Below are 17,188 nucleotides of genomic sequence, written 5' to 3' on the forward strand. Positions count from 1 at the left end.
TAGGAATAGTAAATGTCATTTCGCCGTTCGATGTTTTTGTCATTTTGTATGCACCGACTTTTAGAAAGGAGCGCCGTAAATGTCGATTGATACCGATTACACCAAAGAAGATCACCACGAGCATCTGCGTGTCCACTTTTTTACACCGTCTACTTACGAGAAATCCAGCCCGGCTTGGCCGATCCGTCTCGGTTCGAATTTAGCAAAATCGAATTATCATATCGGGCCGCGCACGACCGCTTATTACTATCTGCTTATTGTCCTTGAAGGACGCGGCACTTTTATCCAGAACGGTCAGCAATACGATCTTACCGAAGGGGATTTATACTGCCTGTTCCCGCAAGTAACGCATGAATATTGGACAGACCCAGAGGCTCCTCTTCATAAAATGTTTTTGGCTTTCGATGGCAAAATGGCGCTTGAACTACTCAAACGGATCGGACTGACGCCGCAGCGCCCGCATCTTTCTTCTATTGATATCCGGGAAGCCGTAGCCGTGATACGTTCGTTTTTGGAAAAAACATCTGCCGATTCTGCGGAAACGTCCGATCTCATCCGCTTGGCTGATTTTTATCGTATTTTCGCGGCGCTGGAGCGTCAGACCTTGCCCGAAAATGTACAGGAGCGAAGTGGTTCCTGGCTTCAGCGCGGGCTTGATTATATGGAAATTCATTATGCGGACGGGATTACGATTGAAGAAGTCGCTCGGCACGCCGGGGTTGGACGCACGCATTTTAGCAAAAAATTTCATGAACGTTACGGGCATACCCCGGTCAGCCATATGCAGCAATTGAAGTTGGAAGAAGCTCGGATGCTACTGGAGCAGACGTCCTATTCGCTATCGGAAATCGCCCATTCTGTCGGGTATCCCGATCTTTTTTCTTTTTCCAAAGCGTTCAAAAAACATACGGGATTACCGCCCAAGCAATACCGACAGCAGCATCGAATCCTGTAAAGCGGAGGTATGCGTTGCTTGTCTTTTTTGGAGCAGGGTAATAATAAGTAAGAAACGCCCCTAGCCTTCTATAGGCTCGCACCCTTTCGATACAGCTTAAAAAGGATGGGCTGAGCGGACAAAACGGAGGAATACGACGGATTATGGAGGGATTCCGGTAAAAACCTTTTAAAATCTACGATCGATTCCGAAAAAAGCCGTTTTTTTCGTGTTTTTCTTGTGTTTTTGCGCAAAAGTTTGTATAATCCTTCTTGTTGATTTTTTAACCGCAGTTCATTTTAGGATGTAAAATTGACGTTAACTTAACGTAAATGCTGTGTAAAAACTTATCTTTTTAAACGGACTAAGGGGGGACTTGATTTTGGGAAAAGCATTGATTATCGGTGCCGGTGGCGTAGCTAGCGTTGTCGTGCACAAGTGTGTCCAGAATCCGGACGTATTTGAGGAAATTTGTATCGCGAGTCGCACGTTGTCGAAATGTGAAGCTTTGAAAACGAAATTGGACGGAGGACGTACGAAGATTTCGGTCGCACAAGTCGACGCAGACCGCACCGAAGAAGTCGTGGAGCTGATCAAAAGCTTCGGACCTGACATCGTAATCAACGTGGCGCTCCCTTATCAGGATCTGACCATTATGGATGCGTGCTTGGAAACCGGCGTTCACTACTTGGATACTGCCAACTACGAGCCGCTCGACAATCCGAAATTCGAATATAAATGGCAGTGGGCGTACCGCGAGAAGTTCGAGAAAGCAGGTCTTACCGCAGTTCTGGGTAGCGGCTTCGATCCGGGCGTAACCGGCGTATTCAGCGCGTATGCACTGAAACACTACTTCGACGAGATCCACCAAATCGATATCGTGGATGCCAATGCAGGCGATCACGGTTATCCTTTTGCAACCAACTTCAACCCAGAGATCAATATCCGTGAAATCACGGCAAAAGGTCGTTATTGGGAAAAAGGCGAATGGATCGAGACTCCGCCTCTTTCGGAGAAAAAAGTCTACGACCTGCCAGAGATCGGTCCGAAAGATATCTACCTTCTGTATCATGAAGAGTTAGAGTCTCTCGCTCAAAATATGCCGGGACTGCAAAAAATCCGTTTCTGGATGACGTTCTCGCAAAACTACCTGAACCACCTGAAAGTATTGGAAAACGTGGGCATGACTTCGATCGAGCCAATCGACTTCGAAGGTCAAAAAATCGCTCCGCTTCAATTCTTGAAAGCTGTTCTGCCGGACCCTGCATCGCTCGGACCGCGCACGAAAGGCAAAACGAATATCGGCTGTATTTTCCAGGGTACGAAAAACGGCGAAGCGAAAACGTACTACGTCTACAACGTATGCGATCACGAAGAATGTTACCGTGAGGTAGGTTCGCAAGCGATCTCTTACACAACGGGCGTTCCAGCGATGATCGGTGCCATGATGGTACTGAAAGGTCTGTGGAAAAAACCGGGCGTATACAACGTAGAAGAATTCGATCCGGATCCATTCATGGAAGAGTTGAACAAGCAAGGTCTGCCGTGGGTAGAGGATTTCTCGCCGACGCTGCTGGACTAAGGCGTAGGAGGACATCATGACAGACATCGATTTCAGCGCCGTCCCTTCTCCTTGTTACGTGGTGGATGAGCGTCTGCTTACCAAAAATTTAGAACTGCTCGGTTCCGTGCAAGAACGTACCGGCGCCAAAATTTTGCTCGCTCAAAAAGGATTCTCGATGTTCGCAGAGTATCCGTTGGTCGGCAAATATTTGGCGGGCGTCACGTCCAGTTCGTTGTTCGAAGCACGTCTGGGTTACGAGAAAATGGGCAAAGAAGTGCATGTGTACGCTCCGGCTTACGTCGATCGCGAGTTCGACGAACTGCTGAGCTATACGGACCATATCGTGTTTAACTCGTTCGCTCAATGGCGTCGTTTCAAAGATAAAGTGTTGAACTACCCAGGCCGCAAGATCGAAGTCGGTCTGCGTATCAATCCGGAGTATTCGGAACTTGAAGTGCCTCTGTATGATCCTTGTTCGCCGTATTCTCGTATGGGCATTACCCTTGAGAACTTCGACGAAAGCGATCTGGAAGGCATTGACGGGCTGCATTTCCACACGATGTGCGAGCAGAACTCCGATACGCTGGAAAACACACTCAAAGTCGTCGACGAAAAATTCGGTCATTTGATTCCTAAAATGAAATGGCTGAACTTCGGCGGCGGTCATCATATCACACGTCCTGACTACGATGTAGAGCGTCTGATCCGCTGCATCGAATTCGCGCGCGATAAGTACGACGTTCAAGTCTACTTGGAACCGGGCGAAGCGATTGCGCTCAATACAGGCTACCTTGTGGCGACTGTGCTCGATACGATGAAAAACGGAATGGATATCGCGATTCTCGATACGTCGGCGGAATGCCACATGCCTGACGTTCTGGCGATGCCTTACCGTCCGAACATCGACGGTGCGGGTATGCCGGGCGAGAAAGCGATCACGTACCGTCTCGGCGGCATGACCTGCCTTGCAGGCGACGTGATCGGCGATTATTCGTTCGACCGTCCGCTTGAAGTCGGCGACAAGCTCGTCTTCGGCGATATGGCGCATTACACGATGGTGAAAAACCATATGTTCAACGGCGTGAACCTGCCTTCGATCGCTTCGTATAGCGATGAAGAAGGCATTAAAGTGATTCGCGAATTTAAGTTTGAGGACTATAGTTCGCGGTTATCTTAAGAACGACAAATAACCCCCAAGCCTTTTCCGATATTAATCGGGTTGGTTTGGGGGTTATTTATTATTCACTGTGTGAAGCGCTAGCCTTGCGCGCTAAGCGCGTTCTCAAACGTATCAGTCGGGGTCGGTTGTATCTTTGGATCAGGCAAAATGGAATCTGTACGATTACATTCACCAGCGCGCAAATAAGAAAAACAAGCGTGTACTGGCTCGGATTGATCCAGATGCAGAGAAATCCCAAGATCGCCATACCGAAATGCCCGACTTCTCCATACTTTGTCTCTAAAATAAATCGATCGGCATATTCTAAACTCAAGTCGTTATTCAGTGCTCTTTTTTGAAAATCCCATAACTTCCCGCCTTCGGGAAGTTTGTCTTTCCAGCGGTCGAGACGCATTTTTTTGTACAATTTTTTCTCGAACGGTTTTTCCGCGAAAAACCAATCGTTTTTTTCGTACCAGGCTTTGGGCAAGAATCGTACCGCATGGGCTGTGCCCAAGCAGCAGACCAGCCAAAACACCGTGTTGATGATAATCATCCATATCATAAAACCGATGGTCATGGTTCACCTTCCTTGGGCGCGTGGAGTTGCATTCCGAAATGCCGAATGACTATACTCTTTTCAGCATACGATACATTTTGCTTAAAACCTAGCAAAGCTCGTTGAGGAAAGGAAGGAAACTGTAGATGAAATTCAAAATAAACTTCAAACCGATCATGGCTTCGTTAACTTTGTTGATTTTTCTCGGAATTATACTTGCCGCATGTACACAAGCGAATCCTAGCGAATCTTCTTATGCAGCGGTAATCCGATACGAAAATGAACAATATATCGGTCAAGAAGCTGTAAAATTCGACCGAAAATCCTTATCCAAAGTTGGAGAAATTTCAGAAAGAGTCAATGCAGATACTTCTCCTACAGCAAATCTTTCTTCCAATGCGCTGGATAAAGGTACGGAAGTTTTTCAAGACGCGGAAGGCAACTTATGGGTTGCTTATTCCGGAGGTGAGTATCAGATTTTTAAGAAGGATACTAAATAAAACAGTTACTAATCCATCCTTTCAAACGTCATCTCTTATATAAACGAAAAAAGCCGTATACCCGTTAGGTATACGACTCTTTTTCAAAAAGGAGGTTACAGCCCCCCGTGTACTTTTTCATCGGATTATTCATTGTGATCTTCGTACTCGTATACATCTTTGTCCAAAAAGAAAACAAGAAAGAAAACGACGAGATTTCAGAAGGGACAGGCATTATCGTGACAACGATTTTATTGCTGCTGGCTTATATCCCTTTGATTCTCCTCTTTATCATATGCGGCTTATTCTTAGGCTTTTCTTCGTCGCTACAGTTTGTGCAGTTCTCAAGCTGGTCGAATCTGCCGCTGTATATCTTTTTGGTCTTGCTCAGCATGTACGTGATCGAGTCGTTTATCATTCCGATTACGATGGGCGTGCTTCTCCATTACTTGCGAATCAAGCCCAACCCTCGTGTCCCGATCAAAGAAACCGTATCCGTCTTATTGCTTGCCCCTATTTTCTACATTTGGGCAACCATAGTACCGGGAATCCATATTCAAAGCTTTCTCGGAGCGATCGGAATCGCAGTATTGTATCAACTGATTACTTCGATGTCGATCTCTTTCAAAAAAAGATCACAAGAAGATTAACAGCAAAATACCGACGACGAAGCAGTAATAAGAGAAGTATTTCAAGTTTCCTTTTGCCATAATGCCCATAAACCACTTCATCGCAAAATACGTCACGACCAGCGTAGCGACAAACGCCAATACATAAGGAAATAACATACCCGGTGATTCAGAGGTCTTGATAATGTCGGGTACCCCTAACACAATCGCGCCCAGGCTTACAGGAATATAGAGCATGAAGGAGAAACGAAGCGCTGTATCTTGCTTCATCCCTGTTGCGATCGATGCGATAACCGTAGAACCGGAACGGCTGACGCCTGGAATCAGCGCGACGGCTTGAGCCAGACCGACTATCAAGGCATCGCGCGTTTTCAGGTCGCCGTCTTGTTTGCGTCCGCGCATATTGCGAATGAGCCATAATGCGACGCCCGTGACGAGTAAAGCGACAGCAACAGTTTTCACCGAAGAAAACGTAGCTTCGATCCAATCTTTGAACAACAATCCGACGACGACTGCCGGAATCGTACCGAGCACCACATACATCGCGAACATAAAGTCAGATTTGTATTTGGCATCGCGAGTACGAATATATTGCCAAGTTCCCACGATCAGACGCAAAATATCGGCGCGATAAATAAACATAATCGCGATCAGCGATGCTGTATTCGTTAAAATTTCAAAAGTTAATCCAGCTTGATCGACACCAAGCAGACGCTGAGCGATAATCAAATGCCCACTAGACGATACCGGGATCGGCTCGGTGACCCCTTGAACGATACCCAAAATTAAATACTTGAGCCATAGCCAAGTTTCTTCCATTTCTCTCCCACTTTCTTCTATGTATGATTTTGCATCTTTTAAATGTACCATGAATAGAGTTCGCTGTGAAATTCATACGAACAAAAAACAGCTCCGTCCATAGACGAAGCCATTTTTATAAAAGCTTTTTTCAGCTTAGAGCAGGCGACTTGTCTTCCCTTTTACAATAGCGAACCTGTAGCAACCGGCTCTGCTGCGGGACGTCCGAACAAGTACCCTTGAGCCAACGGAATACCTTGACTGCGGCAAAATTCGTATTCTTCGCGGCGCTCAATACCTTCCGCAAGTACAGTCCCGCCGAAACTATTCGAGATTTGCACAATCTCAGCAATTCGGCGCTGCTTGTCTGCGGATTCGTCACAACGGTCGATCAATCCGCGGTCGATTTTGATAAAGTCCGGCTTTAGGTTAGCCAGTACTTCAGGTGTCGAAAAGCCTGAACCTACATCGTCCAGCGCCACGGACACTCCGCGCGAACGATACACATTGAAGATCCGTTGCAAATGCGGCATATCGATAATCCGTTCCGTCTCCACCACTTCGAATACGAAGTCTTGCGGGTCCAGATCATACCGCTGAATCGCGGCAAACGTATGTTTCAAGCAATAGTCAGGATTGTAGATCGACGACGGCAAAAAGTTGATAAAACGTTTTACCCCTTTAGGCAGAACTTCCGCACTCCGGCGAATAGCCGCGATGCGAGCAGCACGGTCAAGGAACGAGTGCATCCCTGTACGGCGCGCGACATCGAATAATTCGAACGGATTGAACGGCTCTTCCCCAGGAGCGGCACGCAGTAAAAATTCATAAGCGACAACAGTTTCTTCATGATTGATGATTGGCTGCATAAAGCTCGTAAAGCGTTCTTGCGTAATAATATCGACCATGCCCATATTTTGAAAACGTGCAGCGATCTGCGAAAAAGGCAACCAAGGAAGCATTGCTTCTACGTCTTTTTCACCGCAAATTTTGATTTGAAGCGGCTCTGTCCATTCCACAGGCAAACTGTTTAACCATTCTGCCATCTCCAAAAACTGTTCTTTACTTGTATATGAGAAAAAAAGAATTCCGTTTTTATATCCATTAAGACCGGCTTTCCAATTACGATCTTGAACCAATTCATTTAGCATTTCTGTGACAGGCTTTAAATAGATCGTCCCCCAATCTTCGATCGGCTTTACCGGCTGACACGTATTACATATATGCTCCATATCGAAGGCACCCCCACAGGCTTAGAATAGACCTATAGACCGTCAATTATTTTTTAAACTGGGTCGTAAGTCTCAAATTCTCTATTCATTACCCGTTCTATCTAACTTAGAATCGAATCTTGGCGATTTATTTTGTGCGCAATGCAAAAAGCCCCAAGTCATAGACTTGGAGCTTAAACGCTGAAACTTGTTTAAAAAGGCTCAACTTAACCTTCCCATACTTCAACTTCGTGTTTGTTTTTCGCATATTCTGCGCGCGTTGGCGTAATTTCGATTACGACGTAGTTCGGATCTTCCGGTCCTTCCAGCCATTGCTCGAACGAATCGTGCCACAGCTTTTTGCGAAGGTCTTCGTCGCGCGTAATTTTCGCCGTACCTTCGATTTGTACTTCGTCTTGCGTGCCGCCTTGTTCAAAGCCCAGCAGCAAAGCTACGTTCGGATTTGATTCCAATTCTTCGACTTTATGCGTTTGGGAACTGGTTACCAAATAAACAGTCATGCCTTCATTGAACACCGTCATATAACGAACTTTCGGACGACCGTTCTCGACCGTAGCGAAAGATCCGAATCGATTGCGTTCCAATGTTTCTGCGATTTTCGTTTCCAATTGTTGTTGGTTCATGATAAAAGCCTCCCGTGTCGTAAAATTAGAATAACGTTTCACAATAGTAAGTACCCGAATAGAAGAAAGTGAACCGATCTTATCAAAATTGAATCGACCCGGCAAGCGATGAAACTGTTTTAAATTGTTCCGTAAATTCCGGCTCACTAAATATTTTTTCTTCGTTTTGGCAACCGACTAATAGTATGAGTAGCAAAATTTCATAGAGTCCCTCCGATTGTTCGTCATACCGTCTAAGACGTGCTTATGCGATCGGCGTTCCGTTGGGTAGGTCAAAATCGGGCTGAAGCAATACCACGTCTCCTGCCTCGGGAACTCCTCCAAGCACCAGTACCTCCGAATCGAATCCCGCAATGCGGCGAGGCGGGAAATTGACGATAGCCACGACTTGTCTGCCGATTAAGCCTTCGGCTTCGTAACGCTTCGTGATCTGCGCGCTGGATTTTTTGATTCCCAGCTCTGACCCAAAATCAATCTCCAATTTAATAGCCGGTACTTTGGCTTTCGCGAAAAATTCGGCTTGGACAATAGTACCTACGCGAAGATCAAGTTTCAAAAAATCATCGAACGTTGCCATTTGAATTCCCCTTATCTATCATTTTTTAATGGAATATAGGCTAACCAAAAAGGTAGCAGCGATTGCAGCTTATGCTCAACTTTATTCATCAGTATGATTCGAATTCGATCATGTTGCAAGAAATTGCGGACAGCGCAGGTTAACCGAAAAATAATGCCCTTCTGGACAGTCGTCTTTTTAACCGCTATAATGACTGCGAAGCAACCCGAAAATTTCATAACCCCCGGGGGGTGTCGGAAAATGGCCGGCTGAGATTGTATCCCAAGTAGATACTGACCCTTATACCTGATCTGGGTAATGCCAGCGTAGGAACGTTTAGCGGACTTTTTTTCGATGTATGTCGAGGGGAAACCGCAGTTTGCATCAACGTGACGCGTGCCGGATTCCGGGACGCTTTTTTTGTGCGTTCCGGCGGGCTTGAACAAACGGGCAATACGGTTGAAGGAGACAGAGACAACATGATGACAAATCAGGGGAAACGAAGATTTTGGAAAGGGCTAGCTCCGCTTGCCGCACTGATGCTGGCGATCACCGCTTGTTCAGGCGGTGGCACGAATGGAAGTAGCGATGCAGGAACCAGCCAGGCGAACGAGGAAAACGGCAAACTGCGCGACGTTAGCGTCGTGCTGGATTGGACGCCAAACACGAATCATACCGGTCTGTACGTAGCGGTCGATCAAGGCTTTTACGAAAAAGAAGGCTTGAACGTGACGATCTTGCAACCGGGTGCAGGCGGCGCCGATCAGATGGTGGCTTCGGGCGAAGTTCCGTTCGGGATCGGCTATCAAGAAAGTATTACGCAAGCGCGCGTACAAGGCGTACCGCTCGTATCGCTTGCCGCTGTCATTCAACATAATACATCCGGCTTTGCGGCTCCCGTAGACCGCAATATCCACTCGCCCAAAGATTTCGAAGGCAAACGTTACGGCGGCTGGGGTTCTCCGGTCGAAGAAGCGGTCATGAAATCGATTATGGATCAAGAAGGCGCCGACGTCTCCAAAGTCGAAAAAATCAATATGGGCGAAGCCGACTTTTTCACGGCGGTCAAACGCGATATTGATTTTGCCTGGATCTTCTATGCGTGGACAGGGATTGAAGCGGAACTGCGCGGCGAGCCGATCGATATGCTCTATGTGAACAAATACTCCGATAATCTCGACTACTATACACCGGTGATCACGACCAACGAGAAACAGATCGCGGATGATCCCGAACTCGTAAAGTCGTTTATGAAAGCAACGGCGGAAGGCTATGAATATGCGATCGATCATCCGAGCGAAGCCGCAGATATTTTGATCAAAGCCGTACCGGATATCGATCCCGAACTCGTCAAAGCGAGCCAAAAATGGTTAAGCCCGAAATACCAAGACGATGCAAAGCAATGGGGCTGGCAAAAACCCGAAGTATGGAAAAACTACGGCGATTGGATGAGTTCGCAGAACTTGCTTGAAGGGAAATTCGATTCTACAAAAGCATTTACTAACGACTACTTACCGAAAGGATGATTACAAATGGCAAGTACTTTGCTGAGTATTCAAGTCATTCCCAAAACACCGAACGGCGAAGATTCGATTCCCTACGTGGATAAAGCGATAGAAATCATCGAACGCTCCGGTGTGAAATACGAAGTGCATCCTTTGGAAACGACGCTTGAAGGCGAACTGCCACAACTGCTCGACATCGTGCGGCAGATGCACGAAGCGTTGACGGATGCCGGAGCGCCAAGCGTCATTTCACAGATCAAAATCGCGCATTATCCTCACCCGGACGGAATCAGTATGGAACGGCTGACCGCTAAATACCGTCCATGATGCGCCGTACATTATATGCTTGGTACCGCTCTGCCTTACCGCCCTTCGTGGCGGTTCTCTTGTTTTTGACCCTGTGGGAATCGGCGGTACGACTGTTCGGGATCGAAGCATGGATTTTGCCTTCCCCTTCGGTGATCGCGTTAGAAGCGTCTCGCAATGCCGAATCGTTATGGGGACACACGCTTTCTACGCTGCAATTGACGTTAATCGGATTTGCGATCGGATCGACGTTCGGCTTGTTGATCGCTTGCGTATTACATCTGGTGCCGCTACTCAAATCAGCTCTCTACCCGTTGTTGATCTTGAGTCAAAACGTTCCGACGATCGCACTCGCTCCGCTTCTGATGATCTGGTTCGGTTTTGGGTTATTGCCAAAAATCATCGTGATTACGCTGGTCTGCTTTTTCCCCGTAGCGGTATCCACGATGGACGGGCTTACGCAAACAGATCGCACGATGCTGAATTATATGCGGATGATCGGAGCCGGCAAACTGCAAATTTTCCGCAAACTCCAACTGCCTCACGCGCTCCCTTCGGTATTTTCCGGGCTGCGTATCGCGGCGACCTATAGCGTCATGGGTGCTGTCATTGCAGAATGGATCGGCGCGCAAAAAGGCATCGGCTACTATATGATTTTGCAAAAGTCGGCGTTCCGTACGGATCGGATTTTTGCCGCGATTATTATTGTCGTGGCTTTGAGTTTACTGCTATTCGTTCTGGTAACTTTGATCGAAAAACTTGTGATTCGCGGCGGGCAGCGCAGCAGACACGCGGAAGGAGAAGAACGCAGATGAATGATTCAGTGAAGCTGGAACTTTCAGACTTACACAAATCTTTTGGACATAAACGCAATCCGCTTCCCGTGATCGGCGGCGTCTCCCTGCAAGTCCGTCAAGGCGAATTCGTAAGCTTAATCGGCCCTTCCGGTTCCGGCAAAAGCACGCTTTTCCACCTGATCGGCGGTCTGCTGACTCCTGATTCCGGCGAGATTCGCTTGGACGGGCGCAAGATCAACGGCGAACGTGGTCATATCGGATATATGCCGCAGCAACCGGCTTTGTTCCCGTGGCGTACGATTGAAGAAAATGTGTTACTTGACCGCGAAGTAAACGGCGTTTCTCGGCGTGAGTCGCTAGAAGAAGCACGGCGTTGGATGAAACGCGCGGGATTAGAAGGATTCGAACAAGCGTATCCGCATACGTTATCCGGCGGGATGCAGCAGCGTGCTTCGTTTGTCCGTGCGCTGCTCAGCCCTCATGAATTGATGTGCCTTGACGAGCCGTTCAGCGCTTTAGATGCTTTTACGCGCAGCGAAATGCAGGCTTGGCTGCTGGATATTTGGGAAGAAACGCGGCGCTCCGTATTATTTGTGACGCACCATATTGAAGAAGCGTTGCTGCTGTCCGACACGATCTATGTGTTAAGCAATCGTCCTTCTCAGGTGCTTCGCAGAATCGAAGTTCCGTTCCCTAGGCCTCGCCGCGAAGAGATTATCGAGACGCCGGAATTTCTGGCACTTCGCCGCGAACTGACCGGATGGATGAAAGAAGAACAACGCAAAAGCGTAACGCAAGCCTGACCGAACACAAACTTCAATACCAAAGGATGAGGGTTATGACTGCACATCGATTTCCGTTAGCCGACACACATATTCATCTGGAGCAGTATACGGATGAGCAAATTTCGCAAATGCTAGCCGAGTTTCAAGAAGGCAACGGTGCCTTTGTCGTCGCGGTCTCAATGAACTTGGAATCTTCCAAGCGAACGGAAAAGTTGGCAAAACAATACCCAGATCTGATCCACCCGGCTTACGGCTTTCATCCTGAACAGCCACTTCCTTCAATAAAAGAAGAAAACGCGCTTTTTGAATGGATGCAGCAGCAAGCACAAGCCGGTCAAATGACCGCGGTCGGCGAAGTCGGGCTTCCGTATTATTCTCGGCTTGAAGCGATCGAACGCGGCGACCGATTAGATGAAGACGGCTACCTTCGTTTACTGGAACGCTTTATCGTTTTTGCAGCCAAACATGATCTTCCGATCATTTTGCACGCCGTTTATGAAGACGCTCCGATCGCTTGCGAACTACTTGAGCGGCACGGAATTCGCCGGGCGCATTTTCATTGGTTCAAAGGCGACGAACATACCGTGAACCGAATGATCACAAACGGTTATATGATCTCGTTCACGCCGGATCTTGCTTACGAAAACGAAATTCAAGAGTTAGCGCTGCGTTATCCGGCATCGCTCGTCATGAGCGAAACCGACGGCCCGTGGCAGTTCGAACATGCTTTTGCAAATCGAATGACACACCCATCAATGACCGCTGACGTATGCCGCGAATGGGCGTCGTTACGCGGAGTCAGCGAAGACGAAGCCCGTCGCCAATTGTTTGAAAATGCGGAACGGTTTTACGGAAGATGATAGCGATCTTAAGCTCGAAACGTTGTATTTAAGAGCAAAAAGAAGGGCGATCTCGTCAAACTAGGATGAAGTGTTCTTTAAACGTATCCGTGTAAGTAATGACTTTGTCACTGACCTGTTTCAAATGGGATTATTTTAGATCTCTTTTTTTCTTTATTGCATACAAAACACCCTACAAGATGTCTTTTTTTAAAGTGTCCATCTTGTAGGGTAGAGTTTACTTCTTCTGGTGCTGTTGTTTTTGATCTGAGCTCCGTGGACGTGTGAAGCGAGGAGCAGGAACGTACAGCCCTTTTGCGGCTCTGCCGCTTAGGGGTTGTGTTTATCGCCCGCAGTAGTGGCCGCTAGCGTGAGCCCTAATTGACTTAAAATTTTTAACTTTGCTGTCACTCTTATGGTTTTGTAGAAATGACAGTAAACTTATTATCAGGGGTGCTTATTACTTCATAATACCTAGTAAGCGGAAACTGTCCAGTATCTCTTATTGTGGTCTCTATTACTATTCTTGCGGAGTTATTATAATGTGAAACAACGGCTAGTTCACCGGCTCTTGTAACTCCAAAAGGCACATTATATATGGAATAGGCGTCATTATAGGTTATCACATAGCCACCAACACTCCCAGGTATTTTAGAATAACCCGTTACTTTTCCTATGTACGAATCAATACTGCCTGGATCAAGGTTGATTACTATTGGATATCCTTTAAATTGAGAGGCTGTTCTTGTAGGATTTTCTAAACCAATATTTGGATTTTTTTAAACCTAATTGCTCGATTACCTCCTCAACAGTAATAGATGGATCTTTTTCTTGTTCAGCAATCACAGTATCTGAAATCAGTTTAAATTCTTCTGGAGTAACCACTCTTCCTTCAGAACTATTTGAAAAGACTTCGTCGGAAGGTGATTCTTTGAATTCGGTTGCACCTGCAACATTAGGAAGCAGCATCACAAAGCATAAAACAAAAATCCAGAATGAAGATTTACTTTTCATCTTATCCCTCCTGGTACTTTTTTAATAACAATTAAATCATAAAATTTTTATAAGATTAATTCAATTTTTTTCTATTTTTATATTTTTAATCCTTTAAATTCTCTTCTTTGACTCCACTCCAATAACGACTACCGTACTTCCAATCTTCACCCTTATAACGTTCATATTCTTTTCGATCTACCGTAATATTCTTATGATCCCTTTTTCTAAGAAACTCTTGTACTCTTATTAATTTTATCACTAACTCATCAGAAGACTCATGCAAAGGCACTTCTCCAGAAAATTCATCACTTACAAAATTTCTGGAAATACGTATGACTTCATTTAAATCCCCATAGGAACAATATTCAAAAATATAAATACCTAAGTGCATCGCTCTCAATTCTTCTAAACTAACGGTTGGATTCCGAACACATTCAAGCATCCTCGCTTCATAAAAAATCTTCATTCTAGTTGAAAATTCGCCCCCCCTTTTTAAAATCTTGATGCCATCCTTAATAAAGCTTGCCACCTCAAGAGAAGTTGTTTTTTGTAAATGTGCTTCTACTTCGTCTTCAGAAATATCTAAAGGACCTATTCTTCTCATCATAAACGTGAAGTAACAAAGCTCCATCACAACTTCACTTAAAACCGTAATCTTCCCCATCTAATCACTCCTTTTTATTCTTTATTTTGGGATAGTAACACAAATTTATATTAAAGTAATCTTCAAATTCATTCGCAGAAATACTCAAAGATTTATTGAAAATTTTAGTAGTAGTCTTCCTTCTTGTTAAGATAAGCGTATCTCAAATCAGAAGAAGAGAACCGGCGGGCCGATTCTCTTCTTAAACTGCATCCTTTGTAAAGGGCATTTAGAAAAAAGTTAGGACACGTGAAGAATCTGTTGCCTGTATCGTTCAGGCGGCAGCTTTTTCACGTTCCATTGCCCGCGTTCCCGATTGTAATACGTCATAAAACGCTTGATTTCTTACTTGACTTGTTGGAGCGTTTGGAAGGCTTTGAATTGTCCAAACTTCATTTTTTTATTGTAGACAAATACGTCCGGCGACTCGCTCCATAACGCAGATCGGTAATATCTGTCAACAGAACTTGGTCTGCGACTCCAGTTTTGAATTTCCACTATATTTTTTGTTGGGTTGTGAACAATTGTGTAGACATTCGTTTCGACCACCGCTCATTTTTCTTTATTGTACACAAAAAGACCCTACAAGATGTCTTTTTTCAAAGTATCCATCTTGTAGGGTACAGTTTAAACAAAAGGGTTGCCTTTTTTATCCCTATAAAATTCCGGAAATTAAGCTTTTTCCAAAATCCCTTTTACCAGACCTACGAAGTTTTCACGTACGCGCGCGGCAACTTCGATAACTTCTTCATGGTTCAGCGGTTGGTCAAGAATCCCGCAAGCCATATTCGTCAGGCACGAAATACCCAGCACTTTCATTCCGCCGTGTACCGCGACTACCGCTTCAGGAACCGTAGACATGCCTACAGCGTCGCCGCCGAGAATACGAATCATACGAACTTCCGCAGGCGTCTCGTAAGCAGGGCCGCTCCACCATGTGTATACGCCTTGTTGCAGCGTAACGCCTTGCTCTTTGGCAACTTCTTCGGCAAGATTACGCAGATCGCGGTTGTAGACTTGTGACACGTCCGGGAAACGAACGCCTAGCTCGTCGTTGTTTGGTCCGATCAACGCATTGTTGGAAACCAAGTTGATATGATCCGTAATCAGCATCAGATCGCCTGGGTTAAAGCTTGTATTGACTGCTCCGCAAGCATTTGTCACGATCACCGTTTCGACGCCAAGAGCTTTCATGACGCGAACCGGGAACGTTACTTCTTTGAGTGTGTAACCTTCGTAGTAGTGGAAACGGCCTTTCATCGCGACAACGGTTTTGCCTTTCAGCTCTCCGATCACCAGCTCGTTGGCATGACCGACGGCTTCCGACTTCGCGAAGTACGGAATTTCGGCATATGGAATCACGACTGCATTTTCGATCTCATCGGCGAGCGTACCCAGACCGGAACCGAGAATAAGCCCAATAGTAGGTTGTTGCTGTGTTTTGCTAGCGATAAAATCGCGAGCTTCCAAAATTTCTTGTGTTTTTTGCATGATGAATCCTCCTTAGATAGTTACTGCACGATCAATGGTTGTCCTCAACCAGTGTACCGGGAGAATCGCCTTGTGTAAACCGATAATCAGCGATGAAAGTTACTCTTTATTCAAGCCTTTGCTTTCCAAAAAGGCACGTAGCAACAGTCTGGACGGCGTCGTCACTTTGTCTGCCATCTGCTCTGACCATGACGATGTACGTTGACCGTTGGTGCGCTCGGTAATATAACGCACCGAAGTCTCGTCATAAGCGGCTACGCCGCGTTCATTTTGCTCGGCATTGTAGCCGTTCATATGCAGTACGGCTTCTTTTGGCAAACGTGGACGCAGACCTGCTCCGTGGTTCGGATCGGGATAACCCACGCACATGCCAAATACCGGATACACGTAATCCGGCAATCCCAATAATTCGGCTACCGTTTCGATCTGGTTGCGGATTCCGCCGATATAGACAATGCCGAGATCCATCGATTCTGCGGCAATCGCTGCATTTTGCGACGCCAATGCAACATCGACCGTTGCGACAACAAAGTTTTCGACCGCGCCTTCATAAGAAGTCGCATCCGGTTGGTGCGTCTCGGCTGCTTTTTTCAAGCGGGACAGATCGGCGCACCAGACCAAAAATACCGGGCATTCCTGAATATACGCTTGATTGCCCGCACACTCGGACAGTTTATTTTTCAACTCGGAATCGGTAACGGCAATCACGGTATAAGCCTGTACGTTGCTCGAACTCGAAGCCATTTGACCTGCCTGTACAATTGTTTCGAGTTGTTCTTGCGAGACGGGTTGATTCGTATATTTGCGAACAGAGCGGTGGTTCATTAACAAAGAAATGGTATCATTCATTGTAAAATCCTTCTTTCTGCGTCAGAGTCCTTTTCGCTTCTATTATGAAACGATGATGTCGTCGATGCAAGAAAGCACAAAAAAGCTCTGATCCGTAATGACTTCTTCCGAAAAAGATAGGCGTCTTGGATCAAAGCTTTGTTCGCAAACTTATTCACTTTGTAGAAATGGTGTCGAAGCAGGATTTGAATTAGAAAAAGACTCAGTAGAAAGCGTATTCATAACTGACGATTGCGATGGATCAGAGGGTTCAGTTATGGAAGACTGCGACTCCACCGTACTTGAAGAATCGCGTAACGTCTGAATCAAAGCGAAAGCGGCGGTAAATGGCAAATGTTGCTGAACTTCGCGGCGTCCTTTGCTCATTTCTGATCCTCCTCACGTAATCTTACACGACATCGAAGTGAAGCTTTGTGTATATTTAACGTGAATTAGAGGGTTTGA

General features: G+C 46.2%; 20 protein-coding genes and 1 riboswitch. Of the genes, 10 read left to right on the forward strand and 10 right to left on the reverse strand.

Annotation, left to right across the window (positions count from 1 at the left end):
- Nucleotides 1-79 precede the first annotated feature (79 nt).
- The 3 genes from NOM90_RS11450 to nspC all read left to right on the forward strand — a co-directional run bounded on the left by NOM90_RS11450 (nucleotide 80) and on the right by nspC (nucleotide 3,675).
- Complete coding sequence (locus NOM90_RS11450) at nucleotides 80-955, forward strand: AraC family transcriptional regulator (RefSeq protein ID WP_255942099.1); 876 nt, start codon at nucleotides 80-82, stop codon at nucleotides 953-955.
- A 361-nt stretch (nucleotides 956-1,316) separates the two neighbouring features.
- Nucleotides 1,317-2,516 (forward strand): saccharopine dehydrogenase family protein, encoded by a 1,200-nt coding sequence (locus NOM90_RS11455; RefSeq protein WP_255942100.1) that lies wholly within the window; start codon nucleotides 1,317-1,319, stop codon nucleotides 2,514-2,516.
- 16 nt (nucleotides 2,517-2,532) lie between these two features.
- Nucleotides 2,533-3,675: a carboxynorspermidine decarboxylase gene (gene nspC, locus NOM90_RS11460; RefSeq protein ID WP_255942102.1), complete on the forward strand. Its 1,143-nt coding sequence runs from the start codon at nucleotides 2,533-2,535 to the stop codon at nucleotides 3,673-3,675.
- Nucleotides 3,676-3,736: 61 nt separating this feature from the next.
- On the opposite strand, the gene NOM90_RS11465 is transcribed toward nspC, so the two are convergent.
- Nucleotides 3,737-4,237, reverse strand: coding sequence for a glycosyl-4,4'-diaponeurosporenoate acyltransferase CrtO family protein (locus NOM90_RS11465; protein WP_255942104.1), 501 nt, complete (start codon nucleotides 4,235-4,237; stop codon nucleotides 3,737-3,739).
- A gap of 125 nt (nucleotides 4,238-4,362) precedes the next feature.
- Between NOM90_RS11465 and NOM90_RS11470 the strand changes: the two genes are divergently transcribed.
- Both NOM90_RS11470 and NOM90_RS11475 read left to right on the forward strand, forming a co-directional pair.
- Nucleotides 4,363-4,716, forward strand: a complete 354-nt coding sequence (locus tag NOM90_RS11470) for a hypothetical protein (protein ID WP_255942105.1) — start codon at nucleotides 4,363-4,365, stop codon at nucleotides 4,714-4,716.
- Between the two features lie 107 nt (nucleotides 4,717-4,823).
- Nucleotides 4,824-5,345: a hypothetical protein gene (locus NOM90_RS11475; protein WP_255942106.1), complete on the forward strand. Its 522-nt coding sequence runs from the start codon at nucleotides 4,824-4,826 to the stop codon at nucleotides 5,343-5,345.
- Here NOM90_RS11475 and NOM90_RS11480 read toward each other — a convergent pair.
- The 4 genes from NOM90_RS11480 to csaA form a co-directional block, all read right to left on the reverse strand.
- Nucleotides 5,331-6,143: an undecaprenyl-diphosphate phosphatase gene (locus NOM90_RS11480; protein ID WP_255942107.1), complete on the reverse strand. Its 813-nt coding sequence runs from the start codon at nucleotides 6,141-6,143 to the stop codon at nucleotides 5,331-5,333. The two genes, NOM90_RS11475 and NOM90_RS11480, sit on opposite strands and share 15 nt — an antisense overlap.
- 161 nt (nucleotides 6,144-6,304) lie before the next feature.
- A complete protein-coding gene (locus NOM90_RS11485; protein WP_255942108.1) occupies nucleotides 6,305-7,354 on the reverse strand; it encodes an EAL domain-containing protein in 1,050 nt (349 codons plus the stop codon).
- Nucleotides 7,355-7,560: 206 nt separating this feature from the next.
- Nucleotides 7,561-7,977: a pyridoxamine 5'-phosphate oxidase family protein gene (locus NOM90_RS11490; RefSeq protein WP_255942109.1), complete on the reverse strand. Its 417-nt coding sequence runs from the start codon at nucleotides 7,975-7,977 to the stop codon at nucleotides 7,561-7,563.
- Nucleotides 7,978-8,221: 244 nt separating this feature from the next.
- Nucleotides 8,222-8,554 (reverse strand): chaperone CsaA, encoded by a 333-nt coding sequence (csaA, locus tag NOM90_RS11495; protein ID WP_255942110.1) that lies wholly within the window; start codon nucleotides 8,552-8,554, stop codon nucleotides 8,222-8,224.
- Between the two features lie 216 nt (nucleotides 8,555-8,770).
- A riboswitch (TPP riboswitch) is annotated at nucleotides 8,771-8,883 on the forward strand.
- A gap of 129 nt (nucleotides 8,884-9,012) precedes the next feature.
- On the opposite strand from csaA, the gene NOM90_RS11500 reads away from it, so the two are divergent.
- From NOM90_RS11500 to NOM90_RS11520, 5 genes are read left to right on the forward strand one after another with little or no spacing between them, the layout of a single operon-like run.
- Nucleotides 9,013-10,059, forward strand: a complete 1,047-nt coding sequence (locus tag NOM90_RS11500) for an ABC transporter substrate-binding protein (protein ID WP_255942111.1) — start codon at nucleotides 9,013-9,015, stop codon at nucleotides 10,057-10,059.
- A 6-nt stretch (nucleotides 10,060-10,065) separates the two neighbouring features.
- Complete coding sequence (locus NOM90_RS11505; protein ID WP_255942112.1) at nucleotides 10,066-10,365, forward strand: thiamine-binding protein; 300 nt, start codon at nucleotides 10,066-10,068, stop codon at nucleotides 10,363-10,365.
- A complete protein-coding gene (locus NOM90_RS11510) occupies nucleotides 10,365-11,159 on the forward strand; it encodes an ABC transporter permease (protein ID WP_255942438.1) in 795 nt (264 codons plus the stop codon). The genes NOM90_RS11505 and NOM90_RS11510 overlap by 1 nt, the downstream gene beginning before the upstream one ends.
- The gene (locus NOM90_RS11515; protein ID WP_255942114.1) at nucleotides 11,156-11,944 is read left to right on the forward strand and encodes an ABC transporter ATP-binding protein; all 789 of its coding nucleotides are present in this window, start codon (nucleotides 11,156-11,158) and stop codon (nucleotides 11,942-11,944) included. The genes NOM90_RS11510 and NOM90_RS11515 overlap by 4 nt, the downstream gene beginning before the upstream one ends.
- A gap of 35 nt (nucleotides 11,945-11,979) precedes the next feature.
- Nucleotides 11,980-12,786 (forward strand): TatD family hydrolase, encoded by an 807-nt coding sequence (locus tag NOM90_RS11520; protein ID WP_255942115.1) that lies wholly within the window; start codon nucleotides 11,980-11,982, stop codon nucleotides 12,784-12,786.
- 705 nt (nucleotides 12,787-13,491) lie between these two features.
- On the opposite strand, the gene NOM90_RS11525 is transcribed toward NOM90_RS11520, so the two are convergent.
- From NOM90_RS11525 to NOM90_RS11545, 5 genes are all read right to left on the reverse strand, one after another.
- On the reverse strand, nucleotides 13,492-13,779 hold the full coding sequence (locus NOM90_RS11525) for a hypothetical protein (protein ID WP_255942116.1): 288 nt from the start codon (nucleotides 13,777-13,779) through the stop codon (nucleotides 13,492-13,494).
- An 85-nt stretch (nucleotides 13,780-13,864) separates the two neighbouring features.
- Nucleotides 13,865-14,425, reverse strand: coding sequence for a protein kinase family protein (locus tag NOM90_RS11530; protein WP_255942117.1), 561 nt, complete (start codon nucleotides 14,423-14,425; stop codon nucleotides 13,865-13,867).
- A 651-nt stretch (nucleotides 14,426-15,076) separates the two neighbouring features.
- Nucleotides 15,077-15,895 carry a purine-nucleoside phosphorylase gene (locus NOM90_RS11535; RefSeq protein ID WP_255942118.1) on the reverse strand — a complete coding sequence of 273 codons (819 nt, stop codon included), beginning with the start codon at nucleotides 15,893-15,895 and terminating at the stop codon, nucleotides 15,077-15,079.
- A 99-nt stretch (nucleotides 15,896-15,994) separates the two neighbouring features.
- Complete coding sequence (nfsA, locus tag NOM90_RS11540) at nucleotides 15,995-16,744, reverse strand: oxygen-insensitive NADPH nitroreductase (protein ID WP_255942119.1); 750 nt, start codon at nucleotides 16,742-16,744, stop codon at nucleotides 15,995-15,997.
- A 150-nt stretch (nucleotides 16,745-16,894) separates the two neighbouring features.
- Nucleotides 16,895-17,110, reverse strand: a complete 216-nt coding sequence (locus tag NOM90_RS11545) for a hypothetical protein (RefSeq protein WP_255942120.1) — start codon at nucleotides 17,108-17,110, stop codon at nucleotides 16,895-16,897.
- Nucleotides 17,111-17,188: the final 78 nt, after the last annotated feature.

Origin of the sequence: Saccharibacillus sp. JS10, assembly GCF_024436065.1 — a bacterium.
Lineage (GTDB): Bacteria > Bacillota > Bacilli > Paenibacillales > Paenibacillaceae > Saccharibacillus.

Coding starts and splice junctions, on each gene's coding strand:
- NOM90_RS11450 (WP_255942099.1), top strand. CDS start 80: ATGTCGATTGATACCGATTACACCAAAGAAGATCACCACGAGCATCTG.
- nspC (WP_255942102.1), top strand. CDS start 2,533: ATGACAGACATCGATTTCAGCGCCGTCCCTTCTCCTTGTTACGTGGTG.
- NOM90_RS11465 (WP_255942104.1), bottom strand. CDS start 4,237: ATGACCATCGGTTTTATGATATGGATGATTATCATCAACACGGTGTTT.
- NOM90_RS11470 (WP_255942105.1), top strand. CDS start 4,363: ATGAAATTCAAAATAAACTTCAAACCGATCATGGCTTCGTTAACTTTG.
- NOM90_RS11480 (WP_255942107.1), bottom strand. CDS start 6,143: ATGGAAGAAACTTGGCTATGGCTCAAGTATTTAATTTTGGGTATCGTT.
- NOM90_RS11485 (WP_255942108.1), bottom strand. CDS start 7,354: ATGGAGCATATATGTAATACGTGTCAGCCGGTAAAGCCGATCGAAGAT.
- NOM90_RS11490 (WP_255942109.1), bottom strand. CDS start 7,977: ATGAACCAACAACAATTGGAAACGAAAATCGCAGAAACATTGGAACGC.
- csaA (WP_255942110.1), bottom strand. CDS start 8,554: ATGGCAACGTTCGATGATTTTTTGAAACTTGATCTTCGCGTAGGTACT.
- NOM90_RS11500 (WP_255942111.1), top strand. CDS start 9,013: ATGATGACAAATCAGGGGAAACGAAGATTTTGGAAAGGGCTAGCTCCG.
- NOM90_RS11505 (WP_255942112.1), top strand. CDS start 10,066: ATGGCAAGTACTTTGCTGAGTATTCAAGTCATTCCCAAAACACCGAAC.
- NOM90_RS11510 (WP_255942438.1), top strand. CDS start 10,365: ATGCGCCGTACATTATATGCTTGGTACCGCTCTGCCTTACCGCCCTTC.
- NOM90_RS11515 (WP_255942114.1), top strand. CDS start 11,156: ATGAATGATTCAGTGAAGCTGGAACTTTCAGACTTACACAAATCTTTT.
- NOM90_RS11520 (WP_255942115.1), top strand. CDS start 11,980: ATGACTGCACATCGATTTCCGTTAGCCGACACACATATTCATCTGGAG.
- NOM90_RS11525 (WP_255942116.1), bottom strand. CDS start 13,779: ATGAAAAGTAAATCTTCATTCTGGATTTTTGTTTTATGCTTTGTGATG.
- NOM90_RS11530 (WP_255942117.1), bottom strand. CDS start 14,425: ATGGGGAAGATTACGGTTTTAAGTGAAGTTGTGATGGAGCTTTGTTAC.
- NOM90_RS11535 (WP_255942118.1), bottom strand. CDS start 15,895: ATGCAAAAAACACAAGAAATTTTGGAAGCTCGCGATTTTATCGCTAGC.
- nfsA (WP_255942119.1), bottom strand. CDS start 16,744: ATGAATGATACCATTTCTTTGTTAATGAACCACCGCTCTGTTCGCAAA.
- NOM90_RS11545 (WP_255942120.1), bottom strand. CDS start 17,110: ATGAGCAAAGGACGCCGCGAAGTTCAGCAACATTTGCCATTTACCGCC.